A 25,344-nucleotide genomic window follows, 5' to 3' on the forward strand; every position below is an offset into this window, starting at 1 on the left:
TGGATGGCGCAGGGATGGCTCCCGGCGCGGAAACTGGCTCCCCTGCACTATAGGAATTCGCGACTGGATTCGGAAATTAAATAGTAGAATGCCTGTCAGTGGATTTCATGATGGGTGGCGGTATGCTCGATCCAGTGCTTTTACGCAGTTTTCTCGCCGTGGTGCAGACCGGCGGCTTCACCCGCGCTGCGGCCAGCCTGCACCTGACCCAGTCCACTGTCAGCCAGCAGGTGCGGCGTCTGGAGGAGCAGCTTGGCGCCGAGCTGCTCGACCGCAGCGGCCGCTACGTGGTGACCACCACCGAGGGCGAGCGCCTGCTGGGTTACGCCAATCGCATCGTCGCGCTGATGGACGAAGCCATGCTGGCGCTGGGGCAAAGTGCGGTGGAGGGCGAGGTGCGCCTGGGCGTGCCGGACGATTTCGCCGCCAACAGCCTGACTCCCTATCTGGCCGATTTCGCCGATGCCCATCCGGGTATCCGCCTGGAGATCACCAGTGGCCTCAGTCACGACGTGTGGCGTGCGTTCAACGCCGGCGAGCTGGATCTGGCGCTGATCAAGCAGCGCGCCGGCAGCGCCAAGGGCCTGGCCAGCTGGGCCGAGCCGCTGGCCTGGCTCGACAGTCGTGCGCGACCGGTGCTGGCGCGCAATCCGGTGCCGCTGGCGGTGTTTCCGCCCAACGGCCTGTATCGCCTGGAGATGACCCATGCGCTGGATGCCATGGGCAAACCCTGGCGCATCGCCTATGTCAGCAGCAGCCTGCCCGGCGTCAGTGCCGCAGCCGAGGGCGGCCTGGGCCTGACCCTGCTGCCGCGCCGGTTGATCACCAGCGAGCATCGCGAGCTGGGCGAGGCCGAAGGCTTCGCACCAGTAGCGCCGGTGGAGGTGGCGCTGCATGCGCGCAACCAGCTGCCCGGTTACGCGCGCGAATTGGCGGCAGCGCTGATCGAGGCTTGCGAAGGCATCATGAGCCCTACGCTTAGCTCCAGCTGAGGATCGGCCAGCCGGCTTGTTCGGCGTGGGCGCGCAGGGTCGGGTCGGGATTGACGGTGAACGGCTTGTCCACCAGTTGCAGCAGCGGCAGATCGTTGCGCGAGTCGGAATAGAAGCTGGCGCCGGCCAGGCTTTCATCCTGTTCGATCAACCAGCTTTCCAGGCGAATCACTTTGCCCTCGCGGTAGGTCAGCACGCCCTGGGTGCGCCCGCTGTAGAAGCCGTGCTGTAGCTCCAGGTCGATGGCCAAGACCTCGTCGATACCGAAGCGCTCGGCGATGGCGCTGACCAGGAAATGCGCCGAGGCGGAGATCACCAGCAGGCGGTCGCCAGCGGCGCGGTGCGCGGCCAGGGTGCGGCTGGCGTCGCTGTAGAAGATCGGCTCGATCACGTCCTCGACGAAGGGCTCGACCACATGGGCGACCTCTTCGGGCGTGCGGCCGACCAGCGGCGACAGGGTGAAGGTCATGTAGTCCTCCATGGCCAGGATGCCGGCGGCGTATCGGCGCATCAGCTCCTGCTCGTGGGCGATGAAGGATTCGCCATCGGCCCAGCCGAGCTTGACCATTTCCTGGGTCCAGAGGCTGGCGCAATCGCCGTTGATCAGGGTTTCGTCGAGATCGAAGATCGCCAGAGCCATCACGCCACCTCCCGGATCGCGTCGGCGCCGATGGCCAGGCTGACGCTCTGGCCATCCTGATGCAGATCGGCGGCAGAGCGATTGAGCACGTCCACCAGCAGCTCCACACCGCGGGCCTCGACCCGGTAGCGCACCACGTTGCCGAGCAGGCTGTGGCTGAGGATGGTGCCGTCGATACCCGGGCCACCGATCTGGATCGCTTCCGGACGAATCGCCACGCGGCTGCCGATCGGCTGGCCGAGCAGGCGGCTGGCGGCATCGGCATCGAGCAGGTTGTAGTTGCCGATAAAACCGGCAGCGAAGGCATCGGCCGGGGCAGTGTAGAGGGTTTCGGCATCGCCACTCTGGACGATCTGCCCGCCGTTCATCAGCACGATGCGGTCGGACAAGACCAGCGCCTCTTCCTGATCATGGGTGACGAAGATGGTGGTCAGGCCCAGCTCGCGCTGGATGGCGCGGATCTGTTCGCGCAGGTGTTTGCGGATGCGTGCATCCAGAGCCGACAGCGGTTCGTCGAGCAGCAGCAGGCGCGGGCGGGTGACCAGCGAGCGGGCCAGTGCCACGCGCTGGCACTGGCCGCCGGAGAGCTGCTGCGGATAGCGCCCGGCGTAATCGCTGAGCTCCACCAGTTCCAGCACTTCGGCGACGCGCTTGCTGGCGTCGGCGGCTGGGACCTTCTGCATGCGCAGGCCGAAGGCGACGTTCTGCGCCACGGTCATATTGGGGAACAGCGCATAGCTCTGGAACACCATGCCGATGCCGCGCTTTTGCGGCGGCATCGGTACCAGATCCTCGCCGCCCAACAGTATCTGCCCGCCATCGACTGCGGTCAGGCCGGCGATGCAGCGCAGCAGGGTGGACTTGCCGCAGCCGGAGGGGCCGAGCAGGGTGATGAACTGGCCCTGGCCGATCTCGATATTGATGTCGGTGAAGATGGGCGTTGCGCCGTAGCTTTTATGCAGGCCGCGGATATTCAGGTAACTCATGACTTGTCCTTGTTCAGACGGTTGGCCGCCCAGGTCATCAGCAGCACGAACATGAAATAGGAGATCACCAGGGCGCTGGTGAAATGGCCGCTGTCGTTGCGCATGTTGTACAGGTACACCTGCAGCGTTTCGTAGCGGCTGCCCACCAGCAGGTTGGCGAAGACGAACTCGCCGAACAGGAAGCTGAAGGACAGGAACACCGAGACCATCAGGCCCTTGCGCAGATTTGGCAGCACCACCAGGAAGGCCGCGCGCCAGGTGCTGGCGCCGAGCAGGTGGGCGGCGTCCATCAGGTCGCGCAGGTTTATCGCCTGCAGGTTGTTGGTGATGGCGCGGTACATGAAGGGCAGGGCGATGGTGAAGTAGCAGCCGATCAGGATCCACGGCGTACCGAGGATCGGCAGCGGACCTGCCGCGAACAACTGCATCAGGCCCACCGAGGACACCACCGGCGGAATGGCGAACGGCAGCAGGATCAGCACGTTCATCAGCGCGTCGAGCTTGGGGAAGTGGTAGTTGACCACGAACAGCAGCGGCAGGATCAGCAGCAGCGACAACGCCAGGGCGCCGAAGCACACCAGCAGCGAGCGGCCGAAGGCAGCGAGAAAGCGCGCATCGCTCCACAGCGCCACGTACCACTTGAAGGTGAAGCCGTTGGGCAGGATGGTCGCCGACCAACTGGTGGACAGCGAGTAGACCAGCGTGCCGAGCAACGGCAACAGCAGGATCAGAAACAGCAGGTAGACCACTAGTTGGTGGAACAGCGGCGAGCGTTTTTCAGCGGGCGACATGGTAGCTCCGGCGCAGCAGCCAATGGTGGACGATGGTGATCAGGGTCATCATGCCGACCAGCACCATCGCCAGCGCGCTGGCCATGTTCGGGTCAAGGAAGATGTCGCCGGAAACCATCGACGCGATACGGATCGGCAGGATGTTGAAGTTGCCGGTGGTCAGCGCGTACACCGTGGCGTAGGCGCCCAGGGCATTGGCCAGGAGGATGACGAAGGTGCCGAACAGCGCCGGGGTCAGCACCGGCAGGCCGATATGCCGCCAGAACTGCCAGGTATTGGCGCCGAGCAGTTCGGCCGACTCGCGCCAGTCCTCGCGCAGGGCGTCGAAGGCCGGGTAGAGCAGCAGCACGCCGAGGGGAATCTGGAAGTAGGTGTAGAGCACGATCAGGCCGGTCTTGGAGTAGAGGTTGAAGTCCTCGATCACCCCCATCTGCTTGAGCAGGATGGTCAGAGCGCCGTTGAAGCCAAGCAGGATGATGAAGGCGAAGGCCAGCGGCACCCCGGAGAAGTTGCTGGTCATGTTGGAAAACGCCATGACGAAGTCGCGCAGGCGGCTGCTGACCTGGCGCAGCGAATAGCTGCCGATGATGGCGACGACGATGCCGAACAGGCTCGACCAGAAGGCGACTTCCAGACTGTGGCGCATGGCCTGGCGATAGAACGCCGAGGAAAACGCCTGCTGGAAATTGCCCAGACCCCAGCCTTCGGCAGTGTTCAGGCTGTTGCTCGCCACCCAGGCCAGTGGCGCGATCTGGAAGGCGAAGAAGAACAGGGCGAAGGGCACCAGGCACAGCAGTGCCCAACCCTTGCTGGAGATGGTGGACTTCATGCGAGCAGCTCCCTGCACCAGGGTTTGTCGTGGGCCGCGCCGAGCAGCTGGCAGAGGGTGCCGCACAGCTCGGTCTGCTGCGGGCGGGCCGCCGGGTCGAGGCTGAAGGCGCTGCCGAGGACGATCAGCGGTACCTCGCGTTCTTCCGGCAGCAGGCCGTTGTGGCTGCGGTCGGTGTTCATGCCGTGATCGGCGGTCACCAGGATCTGGTAACCGGCGTCGAGCCAGGTCTGGATGTACTCAGCCAGCAGCACGTCGGCCATGCGCGCAGCGTTGCGGTATCGCGGGCTGTCGAGGCCGTGCTTGTGGCCGGCATCGTCGATGTTCATCGGGTGCACCAGCAGCAGGTTCGGCGCGTGAAGCCGGCGCAGGCTTTCGGCATCGGCGAACAGGTGCGAGTCCGGGTAATGGTCGGCGTAATAGAAGTGGCCGTGCTGGATCGGCAGCGACGGTTCAAAGGTATGGCGGTCGCGGGCGGCGACGAAGGGCGCGCGGTTGTACAGCTCGCTGACCCAATGATAGGCCGCGGCGGCGGTCGTCAGGCCGGCGTCACGGGCGTAGTGGAAGACGCTGCGCTGATTCGACAGGCGCACCACATCGTTGTGCACGATGCCGCTGTCGATGGGCGCCACGCCGGTGAGGATGCATTCGTAGAGCGGGCGGGACAGTGCCGGCAGTGCGCAGTCGAGCTTGTACAGCGCAGCGCGCCCGGCCTGGCAGTAAGCCAACAGGTGGCCCAGCGCATGCTGGGCCACCTGATAGCTCAGGCCATCCAGTACCACCAGGATGACGTTGTGTTTCATGGGTTTCTCTCGTTCGGTCGTAGCCCGGATGCAATCCGGGGCATTTTCTGCAATTGCCCCTGACGCTACTCACTTAACCTGTGCGCGATCAGCTCCCCTCTCCCATTTATTGGGGGCACGCCTAGTGGAGAGGGCCTGGGGGAGAGGGCAGAACATAGCGAGGTCGCCCGTTTTCCCCTCTCCGAACGCGGCCCGCCCTAACCCTCTCCCCTGAGGGGCGAGGGGACTGATCGTGGTCAGTCACTCTTATGTGAACACGCCCTCGGATTTCATCCGGGCTACGGATCAATGGTGTCGCGGCCGCATCAATTCATATTGATGATCACGTGCTCCTGCCACAGACGCGGCAGGGCCTTGGAGGTGGCTTCCCAGGCGGCGGCATCCTTGATCGGCTGGACCTTGGCGTACTGCTCTTGCGGCAGCAGCTTGGCCTGCACCTCGGCCGGCATGTCGATATGCTCGGCGCGAATCGGGCGGGCGTGGCCCTTGGCGAGATTGATCTGCCCGGCATCGCTCAAGATGTATTCGCGGGTGAGCTTGGCGGCGTTGGGGTTCTTCGCCCACTTGTTGATGATGGTGCTGTAGCCGGAGATCACCGAACCGTCGGACGGGATCAGCACCTCGAAGCGCTCGGGGTCGATCTGGTCGCGGTAGGACAGGCCGTTGAAGTCCCAGACCACGCCGACTTCCACTTCACCTTTTTCCAATGTCTGGATGGTCGGGTTGGCCAGCGACAGGCGGCGCTGCTTGGCCAGGTCGGCGTACAGGTCCAGCGCCGGCTGGATGTTGCTCTCGTTGCCACCCAGGGCGATGGCCGCGGCCAGTACGCCGTTGGTGGCCTGCGCGGCGGTGCTGACGTCACCGGCGGCGACCTTGTAGGTCCCGGTTTTCAGATCGGCCCAGGAACGTGGAATATCCTTGACCAGCTGCTTGTTGACGATGAAGGCGATGGAACCGGTGTAGGCCAGCATCCAGTGGCCGTCCTTGTCCTTGGCCCAGTCCGGAATCTGCTCCCAGGTGCTCGGCTTGTAAGGCTGGGTCACGCCCTGCTGCACGGCGATGGGGCCGAAGGCGGCGCCGACGTCACCGATATCGGCGGTGGCGTTTTCCTTCTCGGCGGCGAACTTGGCGATTTCCTGCGCCGAGCTCATGTCGGTGTCCTGGTGCTTGAGGCCGTATAGTTTGGCCAGATCGGCCCAGGTGTCTTTCCAGTTGGCCCAGCTGTCGGGCATCCCCACGCTATTCACCGCGCCCTCGGCGCGTGCGGCCTTTTCCAGGGCCTGCAAGTCGGTGCCTTCGGCCATGGCGGAGGTCGCCAGAGCGATGGCCGAGCCCATCAGTGAAGCCAGCAGCAGTTGTTTCATTGGAAACTCCTTTGCAGTGAGAGTGTTGGTCTAGATCAGCAATACCCGAGCCAATCTAGGCGCCTTCGATGACAGTTTTATGTCCGGCCACCAGTGGCAGATGTCCAGGTGCAGCCGGCCGGTGCGCTTCACAAGCGTAGACCATGGATAAGTGGCTGATTTGCTGGGCTGTGAGTAAGCATGTCGGTGGCATGGGGCGTGCTTGCAGCAGAGTTGTCATCTATCAGTCATCTAGACTGCCTAGTCTTGTAACCCGTCTGAGCGAGCGATTTTGCCCCTTCATGGGGCTGGACTAGTCCAAATGGGAGAAACTGATGCGCGAAGAAGTGCCGCGGGCTGTCACCATCATCTGCCGCGCCTTGCAGGAGCAGATCGACCGGGGCCTGTTGCCCTCCGGCAGCAAGTTGCCGGCCGAGCGCAAGCTCAGCGAGTTGTTCGATACCACGCGCATCACCCTGCGCGAGGCACTTGGCCAGCTGGAAGCCCAGGGGCTGGTCTATCGGGAGGAGCGCCGCGGCTGGTTCGTTTCACCGACGCGGGTCGCCTACAACCCGCTGGTTCGTACTCACTTTCACGCCATGGTCGCGGAACAGGGGCGGGTGCCGGCTACCGAAGTGCTGAGCGCCAGGCTGATGCCGGCCAGCGCGCAAATCTGCCAGGTGCTGGAGTTGCCGGCGCTGTCGAGTGTCTATCAGGTATGCCGCGCGCGGCGCATCGACGGACGCCTGGTGCTGTATGTCGAGCACTATCTCAACCCGGCCTATTTCCCCGGTATCCTCGAGTTCGACCTGACCCGCTCGCTGACCGATCTCTACGCCAGCGAGTACGGTATTCACTACGGACGCGTGCGCTTCGACATGGTGCCCACCGCGTTGCATGCCGAAGCTGCGGCCAGCCTCAAGGTGGCGCCGGGCAGCCCGGCGCTGCGCATCACCCGGGTCAACCGCGACCAACACGGGCGCATCATCGATTGCGATCTGGAGTTTTGGCGCCATGACGCCATTCACGTCAGCGTCGAAGTGCCTGAGTAGATCGTGCCGCGCGGCGCGCGGGTTGCCGCATAGAACAGAAGTCGATGGGCAGGGCGCACCTTACCATTCGTCGCCTTGATCGATATTTTTCCCGCCGATGTCGAAAGCCCCCCGCCGCATTCGACTATCCAGTACCCACTGCACAGGAACTGGAGCGCGCCATGAAATACCTCTGCCTCGTCTACGCCAACGAACAGGAGCTGCACAGCTCCCCCGACAGCCCGCATGACAGCGAATGCTTCGCCTACGCCAATGCAGTACAGGAGAGCGGGCGCATGCTCGCTGCCGAGGCGCTGCAGTCGGTGCAGACCGCCACCACCGTGCGCATGCGCGGCGGCAAGCTGGCGATCACCGACGGCCCCTTCGCCGAGACCAAGGAGCAACTGGCAGGCTTCTACCTGATCGAGGCGCGTGACCTCAACGAAGCGATTCAACTTGCCGGTCACATACCAGGCGCCCGGGTTGGCTGCGTGGAGGTGCGTCCGGTTCGTCAACTGGATATCGACCCGGCCGCTCAGCACTGAACCGTCATCGCCCTGTTTCAGGAGAATCGTCATGGACCGTCGCTATATCCCCGAGGTTGCCACACGTGAGCAATGGCTTGCCGCACGCAAGGCCCTGCTCGAACAGGAAAAGGCGCTGACCCGTCAGCGCGATGCGCTGAACCGCGCCCGCCGTGCCCTGCCCATGGTGCTGGTGGAAGAGGATTACCGCTTCGATGGCCCGCAGGGCGAAGTCGGTTTGCAAGCGCTATTCCACGGGCGCAGCCAGTTGATCGTCTACCACTTCATGTACCACATGGATCGCGGCGAGGGCTGCGATGGCTGTTCCTGCCTGGTGGACAACATCGGCCATCAGGCCCATCTGCATGCCCGTGACACCAACCTGGTGCTGGTCTCGCGCGCGCCGTTGGCTGATCTCGAAGCGTTCAAGCGGCGCATGGGCTGGACCCTGCCCTGGTACAGCTCCTACGGCAGCCGCTTCAACTACGACTACCACGCCACCACCGACGAGCAGGTCGCGCCGGTCGAGTACAACTACCGCGACAAGGACGAGCTGCAGCGCCTGGGCCTGACCTATCACATCCAGGGCGAGCAGCCCGGCGTTAGTGTGTTCCTGCGTGAGGGCGGGCGCATCTATCACACCTACTCAACCTATGGTCGAGGCGTGGAGATCCTGATGAGCAGTTTTCATTTCCTCGATTTCACGCCCTTCGGCCGTGGCGAAGGCTGGGACGGCATGCCCGACCTGGACGGCAAGGGGCGCAACTGGACGCGCCTGCATGACGAATACGAGCACGCTGCGCCCACCCACGACTGCTGCGGCCACAAGGCCTGAACTTAGCTAAGGAGAACCCCATGAGTCAGCACGAACTGCAAGACGCACTGAACAGCTGGACCGAAGCCTGCCGCAGCAAGGACGTGGCGCGCATCATGAGTCACTACGTCGAGGACCTGGTGTCCTATGACGCCGTAGGTCCCTTGCGCTTTCAGGGACGCCCGGCGTACCAGGCACATTGGCAGGCCTGCATGGAGATGTGCAGCGGCCCGGGGATGTTCGAGCCGCATGAGCCGACGTTCAACGCCAGCGGTGATCTGGGCGTGACCCACTACCTGCTGCACTGCGGCGGCAGCAATGACAAGGGCGAGCTGGAAACCTGCTGGATGCGCGTCACCCAGTGCCTGCGCCGCCAGGGCGGCCGCTGGCTGATCTTCCACGAGCATTTCTCGGCGCCCTGCGACATGGAAAGCGGCAAGGCGCTGTTTGACCTTCAACCTTGACCGTTCGACCTACTGACGACCCAGCGCCATGCAGGACGGCTCGTAATTCTGCTGGCAGGCGCTCTGGTACAGGCGCTGGGCCTGGTCCGGGTCGCGCGAAACACCGCCCTCGCCGCGACGGTAGAGATTGCCCAGCACATGCTGGGCCATGGGGTTGCCTGCAGCGGCCGACTGGTTGAGGTACTTGAGCATGCCCTGCTGGTTGGCGAACTCCGGCGCATCACGCCCGGTATAGAGGTAAGCCAGGCTCACCGCGGCCATGGCGTGGCCCTTGTCGGCGGCCTGCTTCCACCAGTACTCGGCCTGCTTGAGATTCTTCTCCGGCTGGCCGACGAAGTAGCTGCTGCCGAGCTGGAACTGGCTGTCCAGATCGCCGCGCTGGGCCTGCTGGCGCAGCTGATCCTGCTCGGTCTGAGTGATGGGCTGTTCTGCCTGCGGCTGCTCGTCAGGCTTGGCGGCATCAGGCTCACGTCCGGCGCAGCCTGCCAATAGCATGAAGGCGAGCAGGGCGGTGGCGGTGTGCAATCGGTTGAATGGACTGGGCATGACGGTGGCTCCCTGAGCGAGAAAACGAGGCAAGTCGCTGTTAGGCCTGCCTCGCACACCTTAGTTCGCTCAAGTGCATCTGTGCAGTGACGACTTCACACCCGCGCCATGAACTGCAATCCTGAGCGCTGACTTCGCTCACGAGGCAGCCATGAAGATCAGTGCGGATTTCGACAGCGGCAATATCCAGGTCATCGACGCCAGTGACCCGCAGCGTGTGCTGCTGGCCATGCGGCCGGACCTCAACAGCCATCATTTCCAGTGGTTTCACTTTCAGGTCGATGGCCTGCAGCCTGGCCAGCGTTATGGCTTCAGCCTGACCAATGCCGGGCAGTCGGCTTATAACCGCGCCTGGGACGGCTACCAGGCGTTGGCCAGTTACGACCAGCAGGACTGGTTTCGCGTGCCGACCCGTTTCGAAGACGGTCAGCTGCGATTCGAGCTGCAGGCCGAGCACGCGAGCGTGCGCTTTGCCTACTTCGAACCTTACCCGCGAGCGCGGCATGAAGGCTTGATCGCCAAGGCGCTGGAGCGCGGTGCCGAGCTGGTGGCCAGCGGCAGAAGCCTGGAAGGGCGCGATATCCAGCTGCTGCGCATCGGCGGCCAGGCAGGCGCCGCGCGCAAGCTATGGATCATCGCGCAGCAGCACCCCGGCGAGCACATGGCCGAGTGGTTCATGGAGGGGCTGATCGAACGCTTGCAGGACCCACATGACGCCGAGGTCCAGGGGCTGCTGGCCGAGGCCGAATTCTACCTGGTGCCGAACATGAACCCGGATGGCGCCTATCGCGGTCACCTGCGCACCAATTACGCCGGACAGGACCTCAATCGCGCCTGGCAGTCGGCCAGCTCCGAGCGCAGCCCGGAAGTGCTGTTCGTGCTGCAGCATATGCAGCGCATCGGCGTCGATCTGTTCCTCGATATCCACGGCGACGAAGAAATTCCTCACGTGTTCACCGCCGGCTGCGAAGGCAACCCCGGCTACACCCCGCGCCTGGTTGCGCTGGAGGAGGACTTCCGCAGCCGCCTGGTCGGCATCGGCGCTGAGTTTCAGACCCGTTTCGGCTACCCGCGCGACGAGCCGGGCCAGGCCAACCTGACCCTGGCCTGCAACGCGGTGGGCGAGGCCTTCGATTGTTTGTCGTTCACTATCGAGATGCCGTTCAAGGATCACGACGACAACCCGCAGCCGCGCACCGGCTGGAATGGCGCGCGTTCGCAGAAGCTGGGGCGGGAGGTTCTGACGGTACTGGCGCAGATGGTCGGGCGCTTGCGCTGAAACGGCCTGTCCAGGCTCGGCCGCTCTGCATACAGTCTCGGCTGGCGGCCAACCTGATAAACAAAAAAAGCCCGTCACGAGGACGGGCATAAAGTGCCGTTAACACACAGGAGTCAATTGGACGTAGTGAAACGTCCGGTATTACAGAATCGACAGCGGATAGTTGATGATCAGGCGGTTCTCATGCAGATCCTGGCCAACGTCGCGGCGGACGTCGGAGTTACGCCAGCGCACGTTGAGGTTCTTCAGGGTGCCTTCCTGAATGGTGTAGGCCAGCTCGGTCTCCCGGCTCCACTCTTCGGCGTCGGTGCGACCGCCGGCATGGATATTGGAGCCGCTGGTATAGCGGTTCATCAGGGTCAGGCCCGGGATGCCGAGGCCTGCGAAGTTGTAGTCATGACGTAGCTGCCAGGAGCGTTCCTCGGGGTTGTCGAAGGCCGACAGGAAGCCGTCGTTGACCAGCATGCCACCACTGGCGCCATCGATACGCAGGAACTTGGTATCACCGCTCAGGCGCTGATAGGTGACCTGAAAGGTATTGTTGCCTCTCTTGGCCGACAGCGCGCCCTGATACACCTTGTTGTCCAGATCGCCGGCTTTGGCCGCGCCTTCGTCCTTGCCGTTGAAGTAGCCCAGGTTGGCGCCCAGTACCCAGTCACCGACCGGTTGGCTGTGGGTCAGCTGCACGAAGCTCTGCTTGTACACATCTTCCAGGCGCGCGTGCCAGACGCCGACCATGGTGCTGTTGCCGTTGAAGCGGTACTCACCACCGCCGAAGTTGAAATCATCACCCTCAACACCGCTGAACGACATGTCTTCACGGCTGGCATCGTGACGCTGGCTGTTCTTCCAGAACTGACCACCGTACAGGGTCAGGCCGTCGATTTCGTTGGAAGTGATCTGTGCACCCTGGAAGGTTTGCGGCAGCGAGCGTCCGTCGTCAGCACGCAGGATCGGCAGTACGGCGAACCACTCACCGACTTTCAGTTCGGTCTTGGAGATTTTCGCCTTGGCGGCCACGGCAGTACGGCCGTATTGATCGGCTGCTTCACCGTCATCGTGAATCGGCATCAGTTGGGTGTTGGCGGCGCCACGGTTGCCATCCAGCTTGATGCTGTACAGACCGAGTACGTCGAGGCCGAAGCCAACGGTGCCCTGGGTGTAGCCGGAGCGTGCATCGAGGATGAAGCTCTGGGTCCAGCCTTCAGCCTGGCCCTGGCGCTCACCGCGGATAAGGGGATCGGTGCCGTTGAGGTAATTGCGATTGAAGTAGTAATTGCGCAAGCCGAGGGTGACTTTGGCGTCTTCGACGAAGCCGGCAGCGTGCGTGGCAGTCGGCATAACCAGGGCCAGAGCCGTGCTGCCGAGCAGGGCCAATGGGATGATGTTGCGTGCGGTCATTGTTGTTGTGCTCCCAGTTTTTGAACGAACCATCCCCTGCTGGCCTGCTCAGGGCCTGCATGAAGGGAATGTGTGTTTGCCCTGTCGAGGGCGAGCGGCCGGCCGAAGGTGGCCGGTCATTGCTGGAGGGCTGGCGTCAGCCTCCGGCGAATCCGGGTCTATGGCGTGCGGTGGCGATGAAGGCAGGGCAGGCGAGGCGCTGCTGTACTGAGGGAGAGGCGAGGGTAGTCATGTTCTGGCCCTTATTCTTGTTGTTATCGTTGTCATATGTCGTCATACAACTTATCGGATTATCGACAGCATTTTTATCGCTTGTCAACGTGTGACTAGACGAAAGTCTGAGTGGCAAAAACAGATGGCGCTTGGTTGTAACCGGGGAAGTGAGCGGTTACTGCGCGACGTGATCGCTTTAGACAGGGCTGCACGTCGCGCGGTTGTTGTGTGATGACGTATGACGGCTGGGGCGCGTAGCAAGGGCTACATCACTGTCTCGGTGGTGAGTCAGGGTTGTTCGGGCCTGATCTTTTATGTACTGGGCGCAGCGATGGCGATACGGGCGCTGTCGCTACGTCATGCATGCCCTGGCGCAACGCCTGCCGCAGGTGCCGGCGATCTCCCTGCATGTGCGCGACATTCGGCGCGAGTCGTTCAGCAGTCGGCGCAACTGCCTGGAGGATTAATCCGTCTCCAGCAGACGTGCCCCGGCGCCCTGTTCGCTGAGTTCGTCCTTGGGGTTGCGCAATGGGCAGTTCTGCATCGACAGGCAACCGCAACCGATACAGCCGGTGAGCTGGTCACGCAGTCGCGTCATCTGCTCGATGCGGGCATCCAGATCGCGTTGCCACTGCTCCGATAGTTGCTGCCAGTCCGCTGCCGTGGGGATGTGATCGCAGGGCAGGGTGGCGAGCGCCGCTCCGATATCTGCCAGCGGAATGCCCAGTCGCTGCGCCACTTTGATGATCGCCACGCGGCGCAGTACATCACGCCGATAGCGCCGTTGATTGCCGGCATTGCGCTGGCTCTGAATCAGCCCCTTGGCTTCGTAAAAGTGCAGTGTGGAAACCGCCACGCCACTGCGCTCGGCGACCTGGCCGACGCTAAGTGGGCGCTCGTGGAAGGGACGGTGCGTGTCCATGCAAATTCCTGTTGACCTCAAGTTAAGTTGAGGTTTTACCCTCGCAGGCCTTGATAGACAACCCCGAGGGCATTTCCATGCAGGACCGCATTCGACTGGTACTGATTTACGGCAGCGTGCGCGAAGAGCGCTTCTGCGACCAGGTGGTGGCCTGGGCGCGTGAGCAGATTGAACAGCGCAGCGAATTCGAGCTGAGCCTGGTCGATCCCGCGGTGATGTTCCGCCAGTCGGGTGAGGACCCGGCGATCGCCGTGCAGCGCCATCAGTCGTTGCAGAATCTGCTGCGTGCCGACGCCTTTCTGATCGTCACGCCGGAGTACAACCACGGCTATCCGGCGGCGCTCAAGCAGTTCATCGATGAGGTACCGGCCTCCTGGGAGGCGCGGCCGGTGGGGTTCGTCAGCTATGGCGGGGTATCCGGCGGGCTGCGTGCGGTGGAGCAGTTGCGCCAGGTGCTGGCAGAGCTGCATGCCATGACGGTGCGCAGCTCGGTGAGCTTCACCAATGCCTGGGAGCAGTTCGATGAACAGGGACGATTGAGCGAGCCGCGACATGCCAACTCGGCGCTGGCACATACGCTGGTGCAGCTGAACTGGTGGGCGCAGACGCTGCGCGCCGGGCGTGAGCGCGTCCCTTACGAGCGGATCAGGGGGTAGAAACGACGTAGCCCGGGCGCAATCCGGGAGCTTTTCAGGCATCCCAGCATTGCATCCGGGCTACGGAGCAGAGCGCGCGCAATGAGTGTAGGAGCCTCGCCCCGAGGCGAAGCTTTTGCGTCTTTCGACGCATTCGCCGCGAGGCGCGGCTCCTATAGCGCAGGGCTACGTGGCGGATCAGCCGCGATAGTAGCGCTGCGGCACGAACGGCGTCTTGGCCACTTTCATCGCCACGCGCTTGCCGCGCACCACGGCCCAGACGTCGCTGTCGACGGCGGTGTGGCTGGCATTGACGTAACCCATGGCCAGCGGCGCGCCGAGGGTCGGGCCGAAGCCGCCGCTGCATACCTGGCCGATCACGGTACCGTCGGCGTCGACGATTTCCGCGCCTTCACGCACCGGTACGCGCTCCTGCGGCAGCAGGCCGACGCGCTTGCGCGCCACGCCTTTTTGTTGCTGCTCGAACACGCGCTCGGCGCCCGGGAAGTTGCCGGCACGCTCGCCATCTGCACGACGCACCTTGGAGATGGCCCACAGCAGGCTGGCTTCGATCGGCGTGGTGGCGCTGCTCATGTCGTGGCCATACAGGCACAGGCCGGCTTCCAGACGCAGCGAGTCACGCGCGCCCAGGCCGATGGCCTCGACTTCCGCTTCGGCCAGCAGGCTGCGCGCCAGGGTTTCGGCCTGGTCGACGGCGACGGAAATCTCGAAGCCGTCTTCGCCGGTGTAGCCGCTGCGGCTGACGATGCATTCGCTGCCCAGCAGTCGCACGCGGGCCACCTGCATGAAGGTCATCTTACTCACCTCAGGCGCCAGGCGGGCCAGCACGTCGACCGCTTTCGGGCCTTGCAGGGCGAGCAGGGCGCGCTCCTCGAACAGGCACTCGATCTGGCACTGCTCGCCGATGTGCTTGTTCAGGTGGGCCAGGTCCTGATCCTTGCAGGCGGCGTTGACCACCAGGTACAGGGTGTCGTCGCCGAGGTTGGCGACCATCAGATCGTCGAGGATGCCGCCCTGGGCGTCGGTGAACATGGCATAACGCTGCAGGCCCACCGGCAGGTCGATGATGTCCACCGGCACCAGGCTTTCCAGGGCACGTGCGGCGTTTTCGCCACGCAGCAGAATCTGGCCCATGTGCGACACGTCGAACAGGCCGGCGGCGTCGCGGGTGTGCAGATGTTCCTTCATCACGCCCAGCGGGTATTGCACGGGCATGTCATAGCCGGCGAAGGGCACCATGCGCGCGCCGAGTTCGATGTGCAGGGCGTGCAGCGGAGTCTTGGCGAGGGGTTCAGTGGTCATCGGGAAATTCCTTCAGAAGGCCCGGCGCTGTTAGCGGCGGGCGTTTCGTGAAATGGCTTCAGGTAGCCCGGATGCAATCCGGGAGCTTTTCACGGCTTCCCCGGATTGCTTCCGGGCTACGGCTGGAAACGGAACGGTCCCCTCTCCCGTAAGCGGAAGAGGGGATACAGCGCATTACGCGTCCTGATACGCCTCGATGGACGGGCAGGCGCAGACCAGGTTGCGGTCGCCGTAGACGTTGTCGACGCGGCCAACCGGCGGCCAGTACTTGGCCTCGATCAGGCTCGCCAGCGGGTACACGGCCTGCTCGCGGCTGTAGGCGTGGTTCCACTCGCCGACCAGTTCCAGGGCGGTGTGCGGGGCGTTCTTCAGCGGATTGTCGTCTTTATCCAGACGGCCCTGCTCGACCGCACGGATTTCCTCGCGGATGGCGATCATGGCGTCGCAGAAGCGATCCAGCTCTTCCTTGGACTCGCTCTCGGTCGGCTCGATCATCAGGGTGCCGGCCACCGGGAAGGACATGGTCGGGGCGTGGAAGCCGAAGTCGATCAGGCGCTTGGCCACGTCGTCGACGCTAATGCCGCTGCTGTCCTTGAGCGGACGGATGTCGAGGATGCACTCGTGCGCCACCAGGCCGCCTTCGCCGGAGTACAGCACCGGGTAGTGCTCTTCCAGACGACGGGCGATGTAGTTGGCGTTGAGAATGGCCATCTGCGACGCGCGCTTGAGGCCGTTGCCGCCCATCATGGTGATGTACATCCAGGTGATCGGCAGGATGCTGGCGCTGCCGAACGGCGCGGCGCTCACCGCACCTTCCTTGCGTGCCATGTGGCCATGGCCCGGCAGGAACGGCGCCAGGTGCGACTTGACGCCAATCGGGCCGACGCCCGGGCCGCCACCGCCGTGCGGGATGCAGAAGGTCTTGTGCAGGTTCAGGTGCGAGACGTCGCCGCCGAACTGACCCGGTGCGCACAGGCCGACCATGGCGTTCATGTTGGCGCCGTCGATGTAAACCTGGCCGCCGTTGGCGTGGATGATCTGGCAGATCTCGCGGATGCCTTCCTCGAACACACCGTGGGTGGACGGGTAGGTGATCATGATCGCAGCCAGGCGATCCTTGTGCTCTTCGGCCTTGGCCTTCAGATCGGCGATGTCGACGTTGCCGCGGGCATCACAGGCGGTCACCACCACGCGCATACCGGCCATGGAGGCGGTCGCCGGGTTGGTGCCGTGGGCCGATTGCGGGATCAGGCAGATGTCGCGCTGATCGTCGCCACGGCTCAGGTGGTAGGCGCGGATGGCCAGCAGACCGGCGTACTCGCCCTGGGAACCGGCGTTGGGCTGCAGCGACACGGCGTCGTAGCCGGTGGCGGCGCAGAGCATGGCTTCCAGTTCGCTGGTCAGCTGGCTGTAACCCGCGGCCTGCTCGACCGGAGCGAAGGGGTGCAGATTGCCGAATTCCGGCCAGGTCACCGGGATCATCTCGCTGGCGGCGTTGAGCTTCATGGTGCAGGAGCCCAGCGGGATCATGCTGCGATCCAGGGCCAGGTCCTTGTCGGCCAGCTTGCGCAGGTAGCGCATCAGCTCGGTTTCGCTGTGGTAGCGGTTGAACACTTCGTGCTGCAGGATCGCCGACTGGCGCAGCAGGCCTTCTGGCAGGCGGCTGGCGACCTGTGTGGCCAGGTCGGCGACGGCAGGGGCGGTCTGATCGCCGGCGAACAGTGCCAGCAGCGCCTCGACGGCGGCCTGGTCGGTGGTTTCGTCCAGCGACAGACCCAGACGCTCGGCGTCGATCTCGCGCAGGTTGATGCCGGCAGTACGGGCCTTGGCATGCAGCTCGGCGGTCTTGGCGCCGGTCTTGATGCTCAGGGTGTCGAAGAAGTGCTGCTGCTCGACGCTGTGGCCCAGCTTGGTCAGGCCCAGGGCGAGGATGGCGGTGAAGCTGTGCACGCGCTGCGCGATGGCGGTCAGGCCTTTCGGGCCGTGGTACACGGCGTACATGCTGGCGATGTTGGCCAGCAGCACCTGGGCGGTACAGATGTTACTGGTGGCCTTCTCGCGGCGTATGTGCTGCTCGCGGGTCTGCATGGCCAGGCGCAGGGCCGGCTTGCCGAAACGGTCCACCGACATGCCCACCAGACGGCCCGGCATGTCGCGCTTGAACGCGTCGCGGGTGGCGAAGTACGCAGCGTGCGGGCCACCGAAGCCCAGCGGCACACCGAAGCGCTGGGCGCTGCCCAGGGCGACGTCGGCGCCGAACTCGCCCGGCGGAGTGAGCAGGGTCAGGGCCAGCAGGTCAGCGGCCACGGCGACCAGGGCATTGGCGGCGTGGAAGCGCTCGACCAGGGCGCGGTAGTCGAAGATGTCACCGTTGCTCGCCGGGTACTGCAGCAGCGCGCCGAAGTAGGCACTGGCGTCGGCAATAGTGGCTTCGTCGCCGACTTCGATATCGATGCCCAGCGGCTCGGCACGGGTGCGCAGCACGTCGAGGGTCTGCGGGTGGCAATGCTGGGAAACGAAGAAGGTGTTGGCGGCCTTGTTCTTCGACAGACGCTTGCAGAAGGTCATGGCTTCGGCGGCAGCGGTGGCTTCGTCGAGCAAGGATGCGTTGGCGATCTGCATGCCGGTGAGGTCGCTGATCAGGGTCTGGAAGTTCAGCAGCGCTTCCAGGCGGCCCTGGGAAATCTCCGGCTGGTACGGGGTGTAGGCGGTGTACCAGGCCGGGTTTTCCAGCAGGTTGCGCAGGATCGGGCTCGGCGTGTGGGTGCCGTAGTAACCCTGGCCGATGTAGTTCTTGAACTGCTGGTTCTTCGCGGCGATGGCCTTGATCCTGGCCAGGGCGTCGGCTTCCGACAGGCCCGGCTGCTCACCGAGGATGCTGGTGCCCTTGATGCTCTCGGGGATCACCGCATTGGTCAGCGCGTCCACCGAGTCATAGCCGAGCAGTTCGAGCATGGCGGCGGTGTCGGCATCGCGCGGGCCGATGTGGCGGGCGATGAATTCGTTCTGGGTATCGAGCTTGGTCATGGCGGTTACTCAGGCGTCGGCGTTGGCGTTCAACAGACGATCATAGCCGGCCTTGTCCAGCAGGTCGGCCAGCACGGCGTTGTCGGCCAGGCGCATACGGAAGAACCAGGCCTTGTCCAGCGGCGACTCGTTGACCAGCTCCGGGCTGCCTTCCAGGTCGGCGTTGATTTCGACGATCTCGCCGTCCAGCGGCATGACGATGTTGCTGGCGGCCTTCACCGACTCCAGCACCGCCACCTCTTCGCCCTGGGCGTAGGCCTTCACTTCCGGCAGCTGTACGTACACCACGTCGCCGAGCGCGTCCTGGGCGTAATGGGTGATGCCGACGGTAACCAGACCATCGTTGTCCAGACGCAGCCATTCGTGATCGGCGGTGAAACGCAACTCGCTCATGTCAACTCCTCAGGGGTAAAGATGTCCGCTTCTTGGGTGGCGGGCAGGTGGGTGGGCGTTTGCAATGCCAGTGCCAATGGTAAAAAACTCAATAAAAACAAATACTTATATAAATTTTCAGCGACGGTAAGCAATGCTCTGGAACGATATCGATACGAAACCATGCGTCGCAAATGGAAAAGTTTGCGTCGCACGAGCCGCGGCGCGGCCTGCAGGTCTTTGTTGCTGAATCGTTACGGTGGATCGATATCGATACAGCATATGGCTGGAACCGCTCAGAGGATCAAAGGTCGGTAACTGGGAGGCTTCATCGACAAGGAGATAGATCGACATGAAACCCCTGATCCCCCTGGCATTCGCGCTGCTTGGCGCCACCAGTCTGCAGGCCAACGAGACGGTTACCGTGACGCTGGAGCAGGCCACCGAGAAAGGTACCGGCGCATCCATCGGCACCGTGACCATCAGCCAGTCGGCCTACGGGCTGGTATTCACCCCTGATCTGCAGGGGCTGGAACCTGGCGTGCATGGCTTTCACGTGCACACCAAGCCCAACTGCAACGCCGCGGAGGTGGATGGCAAGCTGACGCCGGCCGGCGCAGCAGGTGGCCACTGGGACCCGCAGAACGCCGGCCGCCATGGCTTCCCCTGGGAAGACAATGCCCACATGGGCGACCTGCCCGCACTGCTGGTGACCGAGGACGGCAAGGCCAGCCAGCCGGTGCTGGCGCCGCGGCTCAAGAGCCTGCAGGACCTGCACAATCGCTCGCTGATGATTCACGCTGGCGGCGACAACCACGCCGATCATCCGCAGCCGCTGGGCGGCGGCGGGGCGCGTGTGGCCTGTGGGCTGATCAAGGTGCCGACCAGCACCACGCCGATCTGATCCGCGCCAACGACACCGTAGAGTGGGTTAGCGGCGCCAGTCGGAGACGGTTATGACGCCTCGGACGTGACGCGCCGCGTAACCCACCGAGCGATCTTCCGCGTGGGTTACGGCGCCTCTCAACCTTCGGGGCGGGTGCGTCAGTACTTGCCCGGAATCCCGTACTTGCGCAGGCGCTTGGCGATGGCCGTGTGCGAGGTGCCCAGGCGTGCGGCCAGCTGGCGGCTGGAGGGGTGGCTGTCGTAGAGCTTTTCCAGCAGCGCCTTCTCGTATTCGTCCATGGCCTGTTCCAGGCTGGCGACTTCCCCTGCGACCTTCGGCGCCACTTCGGTGCCGGCAATATCCAGATCGTCCATCTCCACCCAGTTGCTGTCGCAGATTGCGGCGGCGCGGAAGATCACGTTCTGCAACTGGCGTACGTTGCCCGGCCAGCGCCCGGCCAGCAGCGCCGGGAAGGTGGTCGGCGCCAGGCGGCAGGGCAGGCGCTGGATCTGTGCGCAGGCCTGGGCCATGAAGTGCTGGGCCAGCAGCAGGATGTCCTGGCCGCGCTCGCGCAGCGGCGGCACTTCCAGATTTAGCACGTTGAGGCGGTAGAACAGGTCTTCGCGGAAGCTGCCTTCGGCCACCATCTTTTCCAGATCACGGTGGGTGGCGCTGAGGATGCGCACGTCCACCTTCACCTCGCGGTCGCCACCGACGCGGCGGAAGCTGCCGTCGCTGAGAAAGCGCAGCAACTTGGCCTGCAGATAGGGCGACATTTCGCCGATTTCGTCGAGAAACACCGTGCCCTGGTTGGCCAGCTCCAGCAGCCCCGGCTTGCCGCCGCGCTGGGCGCCGGTAAAGGCGCCGGGGGCGTAGCCGAACAGTTCGCTCTCGGCCAGGTTCTCCGGCAGGGCGGCGCAGTTCAGGGCCAGGAAGGGCGCATTGCGGCGCACGCTGACGGTATGACAGGCGCGTGCCACCAGCTCCTTGCCGGTACCGGTTTCGCCGTGGATCAAGAGCGGCGCGTCCAGCGACGCCACGCGCAGGGCGCGGGCCTTGAGCGCGCGAATCGGCGCCGATTCGCCGAGCAGCGAATCGAAGCCCTCGGCATGATCATGATGCAGCGCGGCCAGGCGCTGGCCCATGCGGCTCGGGGCGTAAAGAGTGAGCAGGCCACCGGTCAGGCGACCATCCTCGGTGATCGGCTGGGCGTCGAGCAGCAGCGGCTGGCCGGCGAAATGCACCTCACGCAGCGGCTGATGGAAACCGGCGGCAAGCAGCGATTGCTGCAGCTCGTCATCGGCGAACAGCGCAGCGATGCTCAGGCCTTCGGGCGTGCGGCCGCACAAGTCCACCAGCGCCGGGTTGGCCAGCAGCACGGTGGCGCGATCGTCCACTGCCAGCACCGGGTCGGGCATGGCCGCCAGCAGGGCGTCGAGCTGCAGGCGGCGACGCTGGCCGGGCAGAATGTCCACCACCTCCACGCTCCGCACACCGTGCACCTGCAGCAGCGCGCCGCGCAGCTCCTCGAGCACCGCGGCGCTCAGGGTCGGTGCATCGATATAGACGTTTGGCGGTACCATCTCCACCGCATCGAGGTTCAGATTGCGCCCGCCGAGCAGTGCCAGGACTTCCTGGGTGATGCCGACGCGGTCGATGAAACTGACGTGGATGCGCATTGATGACAGTCGAAATGGGCGAACAGGCGGCGATTATGCCTGCTCTGCCGCGCATGAGGAAAAGGGCAACACCGTGAGCACAGAAAAACCGAGCCGCGCCGACTACCACCGCGAGCACCAGGCACGCGCCGAAGCCGAGGCCCAGCGCCTGCTGGCGCGCAGGGCCGAGCTGCAGGGTCGCTGGCTACCCTGGGTGGCCCAGGAGCTGTACCAGCTCAGCCCGCCGGAGTTCGCCAATATGGTGCGGCGGGAGTTGCAGCGCCTGGCGCAGCCCGCCACGCTGCAACGCACACCCGTAGGAGCGGCTTCAGCCGCGATGCTGTGAGCGTCCCGGATTGCATCTGAACGATGTGCCGGACAAAAGCATCAGGGCGGTTTGGGCAGCGGTAGAAGTTCTAATCGCGGCTGAAGCCCCTCCCACAAATCTCCCGCATCTGTGGGAGGGGCTTCAGCCGCGACCCTACGCACGCTTGCGCACACAGCTGCTCATATCCACCTTGCCCACATAGGGGTTGCCCCAGCCCATCACGCAGGCCACCTGCTGGTTGCGCTGCTGCTCCCAGGGTTTGACCGGGTAAGCCTTGCTCCAGGCCTCATAGAGCTGGCGATCCTGCTTCGACAGGCGCAGCTTGTAGCGGTCGGACATATAGAAGTAGGTGCGTGCGATCATTCCGCGGATCGCCGCGCGCGGCATCACCTTGCGCGCCTTGAAATCCACCACCGTCTCGCATTGACCGTACTGATGCGGTTTCTGCGGCAGCCAGGCGAAGCTGTAGTTGCTGCGGTCGCCATTCACCTCGCCGATGCTCGGCACCAGGTTGTGCAGGTCGGCTTCGGCCTTGCGAAACTGCGCATCGTTGGCCGCGCAGTTCTTGCGGCCGCCTTTCTGCCAGCACTGGCGCTGATGGCCGATCACCCAGGCCGGGACGATATGCTCCCACTCGATGCGCTGGGCGCGACCCGCGTTCTTGCGCGGCGTATAGCCGCAGGAGCGCAGATCGACCCGATTGCCGCTGTACTTGCAGCCGCAATAGAACTCGGTGGACTGCTTGGCATACAGCGGCCAGGCCAGGCGCTTGGCCTCCGCGAAAGTGGCGGGTGCGGCGTGCAGGGAAAGGGTTGTGAAACAGCAGAGCAGGGGTAGTAGGTATCGAATCATGGGGCGGCAGAGTAGCCGTCACCGCTGTCGATGTGAAGATAGAAAGTTTATGTTTTTCAAAGACTTATATGATGGCAAAGCGCCCTCCTCGAGCGAGGAGGGCGCCAGGCTTCAGGCATTGGCCGAGGCGGTGATGGCCTGCACGCTCGCGCCGCGGTCGCGGCTGAACTGCGGCATCAGCGAGCCGACCAGCATGCCCGCCAGGCTGATCAGCAGACCGGCCAGCTGCGGCGGCCAGAAATCGCCTTCCTGATAGGTCAGCTCCAGGGCAATCCAGCTCGACAGGCCCAGAGTGATTGCCAGCAGCGCGCCCTGAGTGGTCGCACGCTTCCAGAACAGGCCGGCGAACAGCGGCACTACGGCGGCCACCAGCGTCACCTTGTAGGCGTTGCCGACCATCTCGTAGATGCTCGCCGTGGAGTGCAGAGCGAATACCGAAGTCGCGATGGTCATCGCCACCACGCTCACGCGCATGGCCAGCAGGAACTGGCGGTCGCTCATCGCCGGTACGAAGTTCTTCAGGATGTTCTCGGTGAAGGTCACCGAAGGCGCCAGCAGCGTGCCCGAGGCGGTGGACATGATCGCCGACAGCAGCGCACCGAAGAACATCACCTGAGCGAACAGCGGCGTACGCTCCATGATCAGGTGCGGCAGGATCATCTGCGCGTCCTCGGCCAGCCACTTCTGCACCATCGCCGGATCGATCAGCGAGGCGGCGTAGGTGAGGAAGATCGGCAGCATGCAGAACGACAGATAGAACACAGCGCCGGCCATCGAGGCACGTGCGGCGATGCTCTCGGTCTTGGCCGACATCACCCGGGCATACACGTCCTGCTGCGGGATGGAGCCGAGCATCAGGGTCACCGCCGCGGCGATGAAGGCGACGATATCCCGTGGTTCGAAGGCATGCATGAAGGTGAACTTGCCCTCCGCTGCGGCATGGCTGATCACCACGTCGGCGCCGCCGGCCATGTCGCCGATCAGCCACGCCAGGTACACCAGGCCGAGGGCGATGATGATCATCTGCACGAAGTCGGTCAGCGCCACCGACCACATGCCGCCGAACAGGGTGTAGAGCAGCACGATGGCCGTGCCGATCAGCATGCCCTGGGTGGTGCTGATGGAGCCGTCGGAGAGCACGTTGAACACCACGCCCAGCGCAGTCAGCTGCGCCGCCACCCAGCCCAGGTAAGAGCCGATGATCACCAGGCTGGTGAAGATCTCCACGTGCGGCCCAAAGCGCTTGCGGAAGAAGTCGCCGATGGTCAGCAGGTTCATGCGATACAGCGGACGGGCGAAGATCAGGCCCACCAGCATCAGGCAGCCGAAGGAGCCGAACGGGTCCTCGACGATACCGGCGAAGCCTTCCTCGATGAAGGTAGCGGGAATGCCCAGCAGCGCTTCGGAGCCGAACCAGGTGGCGAACACCATGGCTGCGACCAGAGGGAAGGACATGCTCCTGCCGCCGGCGGCAAAATCCTTGGAGTTCTTGACGCGAGTGGATGCATAGAAGCCGACACCGACGGTGAACAGCAGGTAGATCGCAACAAACCAGATCAGCATTGGATGAATACCAGTGGCTCGCCCGTCGTCCGGCGTCAGCGACACCCGCTAGGCCGCCTGGACAGACAGAATTGTTGTTTTCATGGCGCGTCACGACTGGCGAGCGACACCCCGCTGGCGTGCGCCGAACCGGGCTCGCGGTCATTGCCGCAACGGGCGAGCAGTCTGCCAAAGCCGTAAAATATGTCAAACGCTTATGGCGCGTTCGCTGAAAAAAACGACAAGCGATACGAAGCAGAACTAATCAAGCGTCTGATTAATAATGCATTGTCGGGAGGCGGGAGTATCAAGCGTTTCGGATATTTTACGGAGAGCCTGTCGGGCTGACTGGTAGCTGATGCCTGCTAGGACAGCTACCGTCGTGGCGACTATTCATCGCGGGCTGGATACCGGAGGCCGTCTCCCACAGGCTGCAGCGACTGCAGATGTTCCAGCAGCCGCTGCGGGCCACCATACAGGTGCTGCCCGGCGATCACCTGAGGCTCGCCATCGATCCGGGCCAGCAACTGCGGCACGCCAGCGGCGGGTAATGCCCGCATGGCCTGCTGGGTCAGGGCGACACGGCGCGCGGTGGCTACGGCCAAAGCATGATCGTCTTGCAGGCAAGCGGCGAACTCATGAGTATCCAGATTCAACCCTGCGCGGTGCGCGACCTCCACCGCAATCCGCGCGACGGCTTCTGCGCGGCAGGTGTCCACGCCATCGACATAGCGGGCAAGCTGGGCGGCGTGCAGAAAGCGCGGCTCCAGCGCTGCGTCCTCCTCCCCCAGTGCAGTCAGCGCCCGGGTCAGCGGCGTTGAATCGAACACCCCATCGGCTGCTTCCAGCACCTGAAGTCGATAAGCCTCGCTGAAGCGCTGCCCGGTGAGCGCGGTGATGCGCTGGTCGTTTTGCCAGGCGTGTTCGGCAATGGTCGCCATGGGGCGAGGATGCATGAACAGACCTATCGGCATCATGCGCAGCGCGCTGCCATGACGCTCGGCCAATCCTGCCAGCGCGGGCGCGCTGGCATAGCACCAGCCACAGAGCGGATCGAAGAAGTACTGCAACTCGAGGTTTGGCGAAGTCATGGGCATAGTCTCCTGTGCGCCCACTCTATCGCTGCGTCATGTGCAGATATAC

General features: G+C 64.1%; 26 protein-coding genes. 9 read left to right on the forward strand and 17 right to left on the reverse strand.

Translation table 11 applies throughout. From position 1 onward, the window contains the following. Positions 1 to 122: 122 nt before the first annotated feature. Complete coding sequence (locus tag GYB81_RS02600) at positions 123 to 992, forward strand: LysR substrate-binding domain-containing protein (protein WP_161864492.1); 870 nt, start codon at positions 123 to 125, stop codon at positions 990 to 992. On the opposite strand, the gene GYB81_RS02605 is transcribed toward GYB81_RS02600, so the two are convergent. The 6 genes from GYB81_RS02605 to GYB81_RS02630 form a co-directional block, all read right to left on the reverse strand. Then, entirely contained in the window at positions 979 to 1,632 is a 654-nt protein-coding gene (locus tag GYB81_RS02605; protein ID WP_161864491.1) for an HAD family hydrolase, read from the reverse strand. The two genes, GYB81_RS02600 and GYB81_RS02605, sit on opposite strands and share 14 nt — an antisense overlap. Further along, positions 1,632 to 2,618, reverse strand: a complete 987-nt coding sequence (locus tag GYB81_RS02610; protein WP_161864490.1) for an ABC transporter ATP-binding protein — start codon at positions 2,616 to 2,618, stop codon at positions 1,632 to 1,634. Before GYB81_RS02610 ends, GYB81_RS02605 begins: the two co-directional genes overlap by 1 nt. Continuing rightward, positions 2,615 to 3,409, reverse strand: a complete 795-nt coding sequence (locus GYB81_RS02615) for an ABC transporter permease (RefSeq protein ID WP_161864489.1) — start codon at positions 3,407 to 3,409, stop codon at positions 2,615 to 2,617. Before GYB81_RS02615 ends, GYB81_RS02610 begins: the two co-directional genes overlap by 4 nt. Beyond that, the gene (locus GYB81_RS02620) at positions 3,396 to 4,238 is read right to left on the reverse strand and encodes an ABC transporter permease (protein ID WP_161864488.1); all 843 of its coding nucleotides are present in this window, start codon (positions 4,236 to 4,238) and stop codon (positions 3,396 to 3,398) included. The genes GYB81_RS02615 and GYB81_RS02620 overlap by 14 nt, the downstream gene beginning before the upstream one ends. Next, positions 4,235 to 5,041 (reverse strand): alkaline phosphatase family protein, encoded by an 807-nt coding sequence (locus tag GYB81_RS02625; RefSeq protein ID WP_161864487.1) that lies wholly within the window; start codon positions 5,039 to 5,041, stop codon positions 4,235 to 4,237. The genes GYB81_RS02620 and GYB81_RS02625 overlap by 4 nt, the downstream gene beginning before the upstream one ends. Positions 5,042 to 5,346: 305 nt before the next feature. Further along, entirely contained in the window at positions 5,347 to 6,405 is a 1,059-nt protein-coding gene (locus GYB81_RS02630; protein WP_024307313.1) for an ABC transporter substrate-binding protein, read from the reverse strand. A 314-nt stretch (positions 6,406 to 6,719) separates the two neighbouring features. Between GYB81_RS02630 and GYB81_RS02635 the strand changes: the two genes are divergently transcribed. From GYB81_RS02635 to GYB81_RS02650, 4 genes are all read left to right on the forward strand, one after another. Beyond that, on the forward strand, positions 6,720 to 7,436 hold the full coding sequence (locus GYB81_RS02635; protein WP_161864486.1) for a UTRA domain-containing protein: 717 nt from the start codon (positions 6,720 to 6,722) through the stop codon (positions 7,434 to 7,436). 161 nt (positions 7,437 to 7,597) lie between these two features. Continuing rightward, the gene (locus GYB81_RS02640) at positions 7,598 to 7,960 is read left to right on the forward strand and encodes a YciI family protein (protein WP_161864485.1); all 363 of its coding nucleotides are present in this window, start codon (positions 7,598 to 7,600) and stop codon (positions 7,958 to 7,960) included. 31 nt (positions 7,961 to 7,991) lie between these two features. Then, positions 7,992 to 8,774, forward strand: a complete 783-nt coding sequence (locus tag GYB81_RS02645; protein WP_161864484.1) for a DUF899 domain-containing protein — start codon at positions 7,992 to 7,994, stop codon at positions 8,772 to 8,774. A gap of 20 nt (positions 8,775 to 8,794) precedes the next feature. Next, positions 8,795 to 9,217 (forward strand): YybH family protein, encoded by a 423-nt coding sequence (locus tag GYB81_RS02650; protein ID WP_161864483.1) that lies wholly within the window; start codon positions 8,795 to 8,797, stop codon positions 9,215 to 9,217. Between the two features lie 9 nt (positions 9,218 to 9,226). On the opposite strand, the gene GYB81_RS02655 is transcribed toward GYB81_RS02650, so the two are convergent. Next, the gene (locus GYB81_RS02655) at positions 9,227 to 9,763 is read right to left on the reverse strand and encodes a tetratricopeptide repeat protein (RefSeq protein ID WP_161864482.1); all 537 of its coding nucleotides are present in this window, start codon (positions 9,761 to 9,763) and stop codon (positions 9,227 to 9,229) included. 151 nt (positions 9,764 to 9,914) lie between these two features. Between GYB81_RS02655 and GYB81_RS02660 the strand changes: the two genes are divergently transcribed. Beyond that, entirely contained in the window at positions 9,915 to 11,042 is a 1,128-nt protein-coding gene (locus GYB81_RS02660; RefSeq protein WP_161864481.1) for a M14 family metallopeptidase, read from the forward strand. Positions 11,043 to 11,183: 141 nt separating this feature from the next. Here the strand turns inward: GYB81_RS02660 and GYB81_RS02665 are convergent, their stop codons facing one another. Further along, complete coding sequence (locus tag GYB81_RS02665; RefSeq protein WP_161864480.1) at positions 11,184 to 12,443, reverse strand: OprD family porin; 1,260 nt, start codon at positions 12,441 to 12,443, stop codon at positions 11,184 to 11,186. A 676-nt stretch (positions 12,444 to 13,119) separates the two neighbouring features. Further along, on the reverse strand, positions 13,120 to 13,578 hold the full coding sequence (gene soxR / locus GYB81_RS02670) for a redox-sensitive transcriptional activator SoxR (protein ID WP_161864479.1): 459 nt from the start codon (positions 13,576 to 13,578) through the stop codon (positions 13,120 to 13,122). A gap of 77 nt (positions 13,579 to 13,655) precedes the next feature. On the opposite strand from soxR, the gene GYB81_RS02675 reads away from it, so the two are divergent. Next, positions 13,656 to 14,234, forward strand: coding sequence for an NADPH-dependent FMN reductase (locus GYB81_RS02675; protein WP_161864478.1), 579 nt, complete (start codon positions 13,656 to 13,658; stop codon positions 14,232 to 14,234). Between the two features lie 177 nt (positions 14,235 to 14,411). Here the strand turns inward: GYB81_RS02675 and gcvT are convergent, their stop codons facing one another. The 4 genes from gcvT to GYB81_RS02695 all read right to left on the reverse strand — a co-directional run bounded on the left by gcvT (position 14,412) and on the right by GYB81_RS02695 (position 19,289). Continuing rightward, the gene (gcvT, locus tag GYB81_RS02680) at positions 14,412 to 15,536 is read right to left on the reverse strand and encodes a glycine cleavage system aminomethyltransferase GcvT (RefSeq protein ID WP_161864477.1); all 1,125 of its coding nucleotides are present in this window, start codon (positions 15,534 to 15,536) and stop codon (positions 14,412 to 14,414) included. Positions 15,537 to 15,710: 174 nt separating this feature from the next. Next, positions 15,711 to 18,563 (reverse strand): aminomethyl-transferring glycine dehydrogenase, encoded by a 2,853-nt coding sequence (gene gcvP, locus GYB81_RS02685; protein ID WP_161864476.1) that lies wholly within the window; start codon positions 18,561 to 18,563, stop codon positions 15,711 to 15,713. Positions 18,564 to 18,572: 9 nt separating this feature from the next. After that, entirely contained in the window at positions 18,573 to 18,956 is a 384-nt protein-coding gene (gene gcvH, locus GYB81_RS02690; protein ID WP_003245719.1) for a glycine cleavage system protein GcvH, read from the reverse strand. A 117-nt stretch (positions 18,957 to 19,073) separates the two neighbouring features. Next, the gene (locus GYB81_RS02695; protein WP_161864475.1) at positions 19,074 to 19,289 is read right to left on the reverse strand and encodes a hypothetical protein; all 216 of its coding nucleotides are present in this window, start codon (positions 19,287 to 19,289) and stop codon (positions 19,074 to 19,076) included. Between GYB81_RS02695 and sodC the strand changes: the two genes are divergently transcribed. Next, positions 19,288 to 19,839, forward strand: coding sequence for a superoxide dismutase family protein (gene sodC, locus GYB81_RS02700; protein WP_161864474.1), 552 nt, complete (start codon positions 19,288 to 19,290; stop codon positions 19,837 to 19,839). The two genes, GYB81_RS02695 and sodC, sit on opposite strands and share 2 nt — an antisense overlap. 140 nt (positions 19,840 to 19,979) lie before the next feature. Here sodC and gcsR read toward each other — a convergent pair whose 3' ends face one another. Beyond that, the gene (gene gcsR, locus GYB81_RS02705; RefSeq protein ID WP_161864473.1) at positions 19,980 to 21,500 is read right to left on the reverse strand and encodes a transcriptional regulator GcsR; all 1,521 of its coding nucleotides are present in this window, start codon (positions 21,498 to 21,500) and stop codon (positions 19,980 to 19,982) included. Positions 21,501 to 21,573: 73 nt separating this feature from the next. On the opposite strand from gcsR, the gene GYB81_RS02710 reads away from it, so the two are divergent. Beyond that, entirely contained in the window at positions 21,574 to 21,825 is a 252-nt protein-coding gene (locus GYB81_RS02710) for a hypothetical protein (protein WP_161864472.1), read from the forward strand. A 135-nt stretch (positions 21,826 to 21,960) separates the two neighbouring features. On the opposite strand, the gene GYB81_RS02715 is transcribed toward GYB81_RS02710, so the two are convergent. The 3 genes from GYB81_RS02715 to GYB81_RS02725 all read right to left on the reverse strand — a co-directional run bounded on the left by GYB81_RS02715 (position 21,961) and on the right by GYB81_RS02725 (position 25,292). Next, positions 21,961 to 22,659, reverse strand: coding sequence for an endonuclease (locus GYB81_RS02715; RefSeq protein WP_161864471.1), 699 nt, complete (start codon positions 22,657 to 22,659; stop codon positions 21,961 to 21,963). A 111-nt stretch (positions 22,660 to 22,770) separates the two neighbouring features. Beyond that, positions 22,771 to 24,222: a high affinity choline transporter 1 gene (locus GYB81_RS02720; RefSeq protein WP_161864470.1), complete on the reverse strand. Its 1,452-nt coding sequence runs from the start codon at positions 24,220 to 24,222 to the stop codon at positions 22,771 to 22,773. A gap of 368 nt (positions 24,223 to 24,590) precedes the next feature. Next, positions 24,591 to 25,292, reverse strand: a complete 702-nt coding sequence (locus GYB81_RS02725) for a DsbA family protein (RefSeq protein ID WP_161864469.1) — start codon at positions 25,290 to 25,292, stop codon at positions 24,591 to 24,593. Positions 25,293 to 25,344 lie beyond the last annotated feature (52 nt).

This window comes from Pseudomonas yangonensis, from assembly GCF_009932725.1.
Lineage (GTDB): Bacteria > Pseudomonadota > Gammaproteobacteria > Pseudomonadales > Pseudomonadaceae > Aquipseudomonas > Aquipseudomonas yangonensis.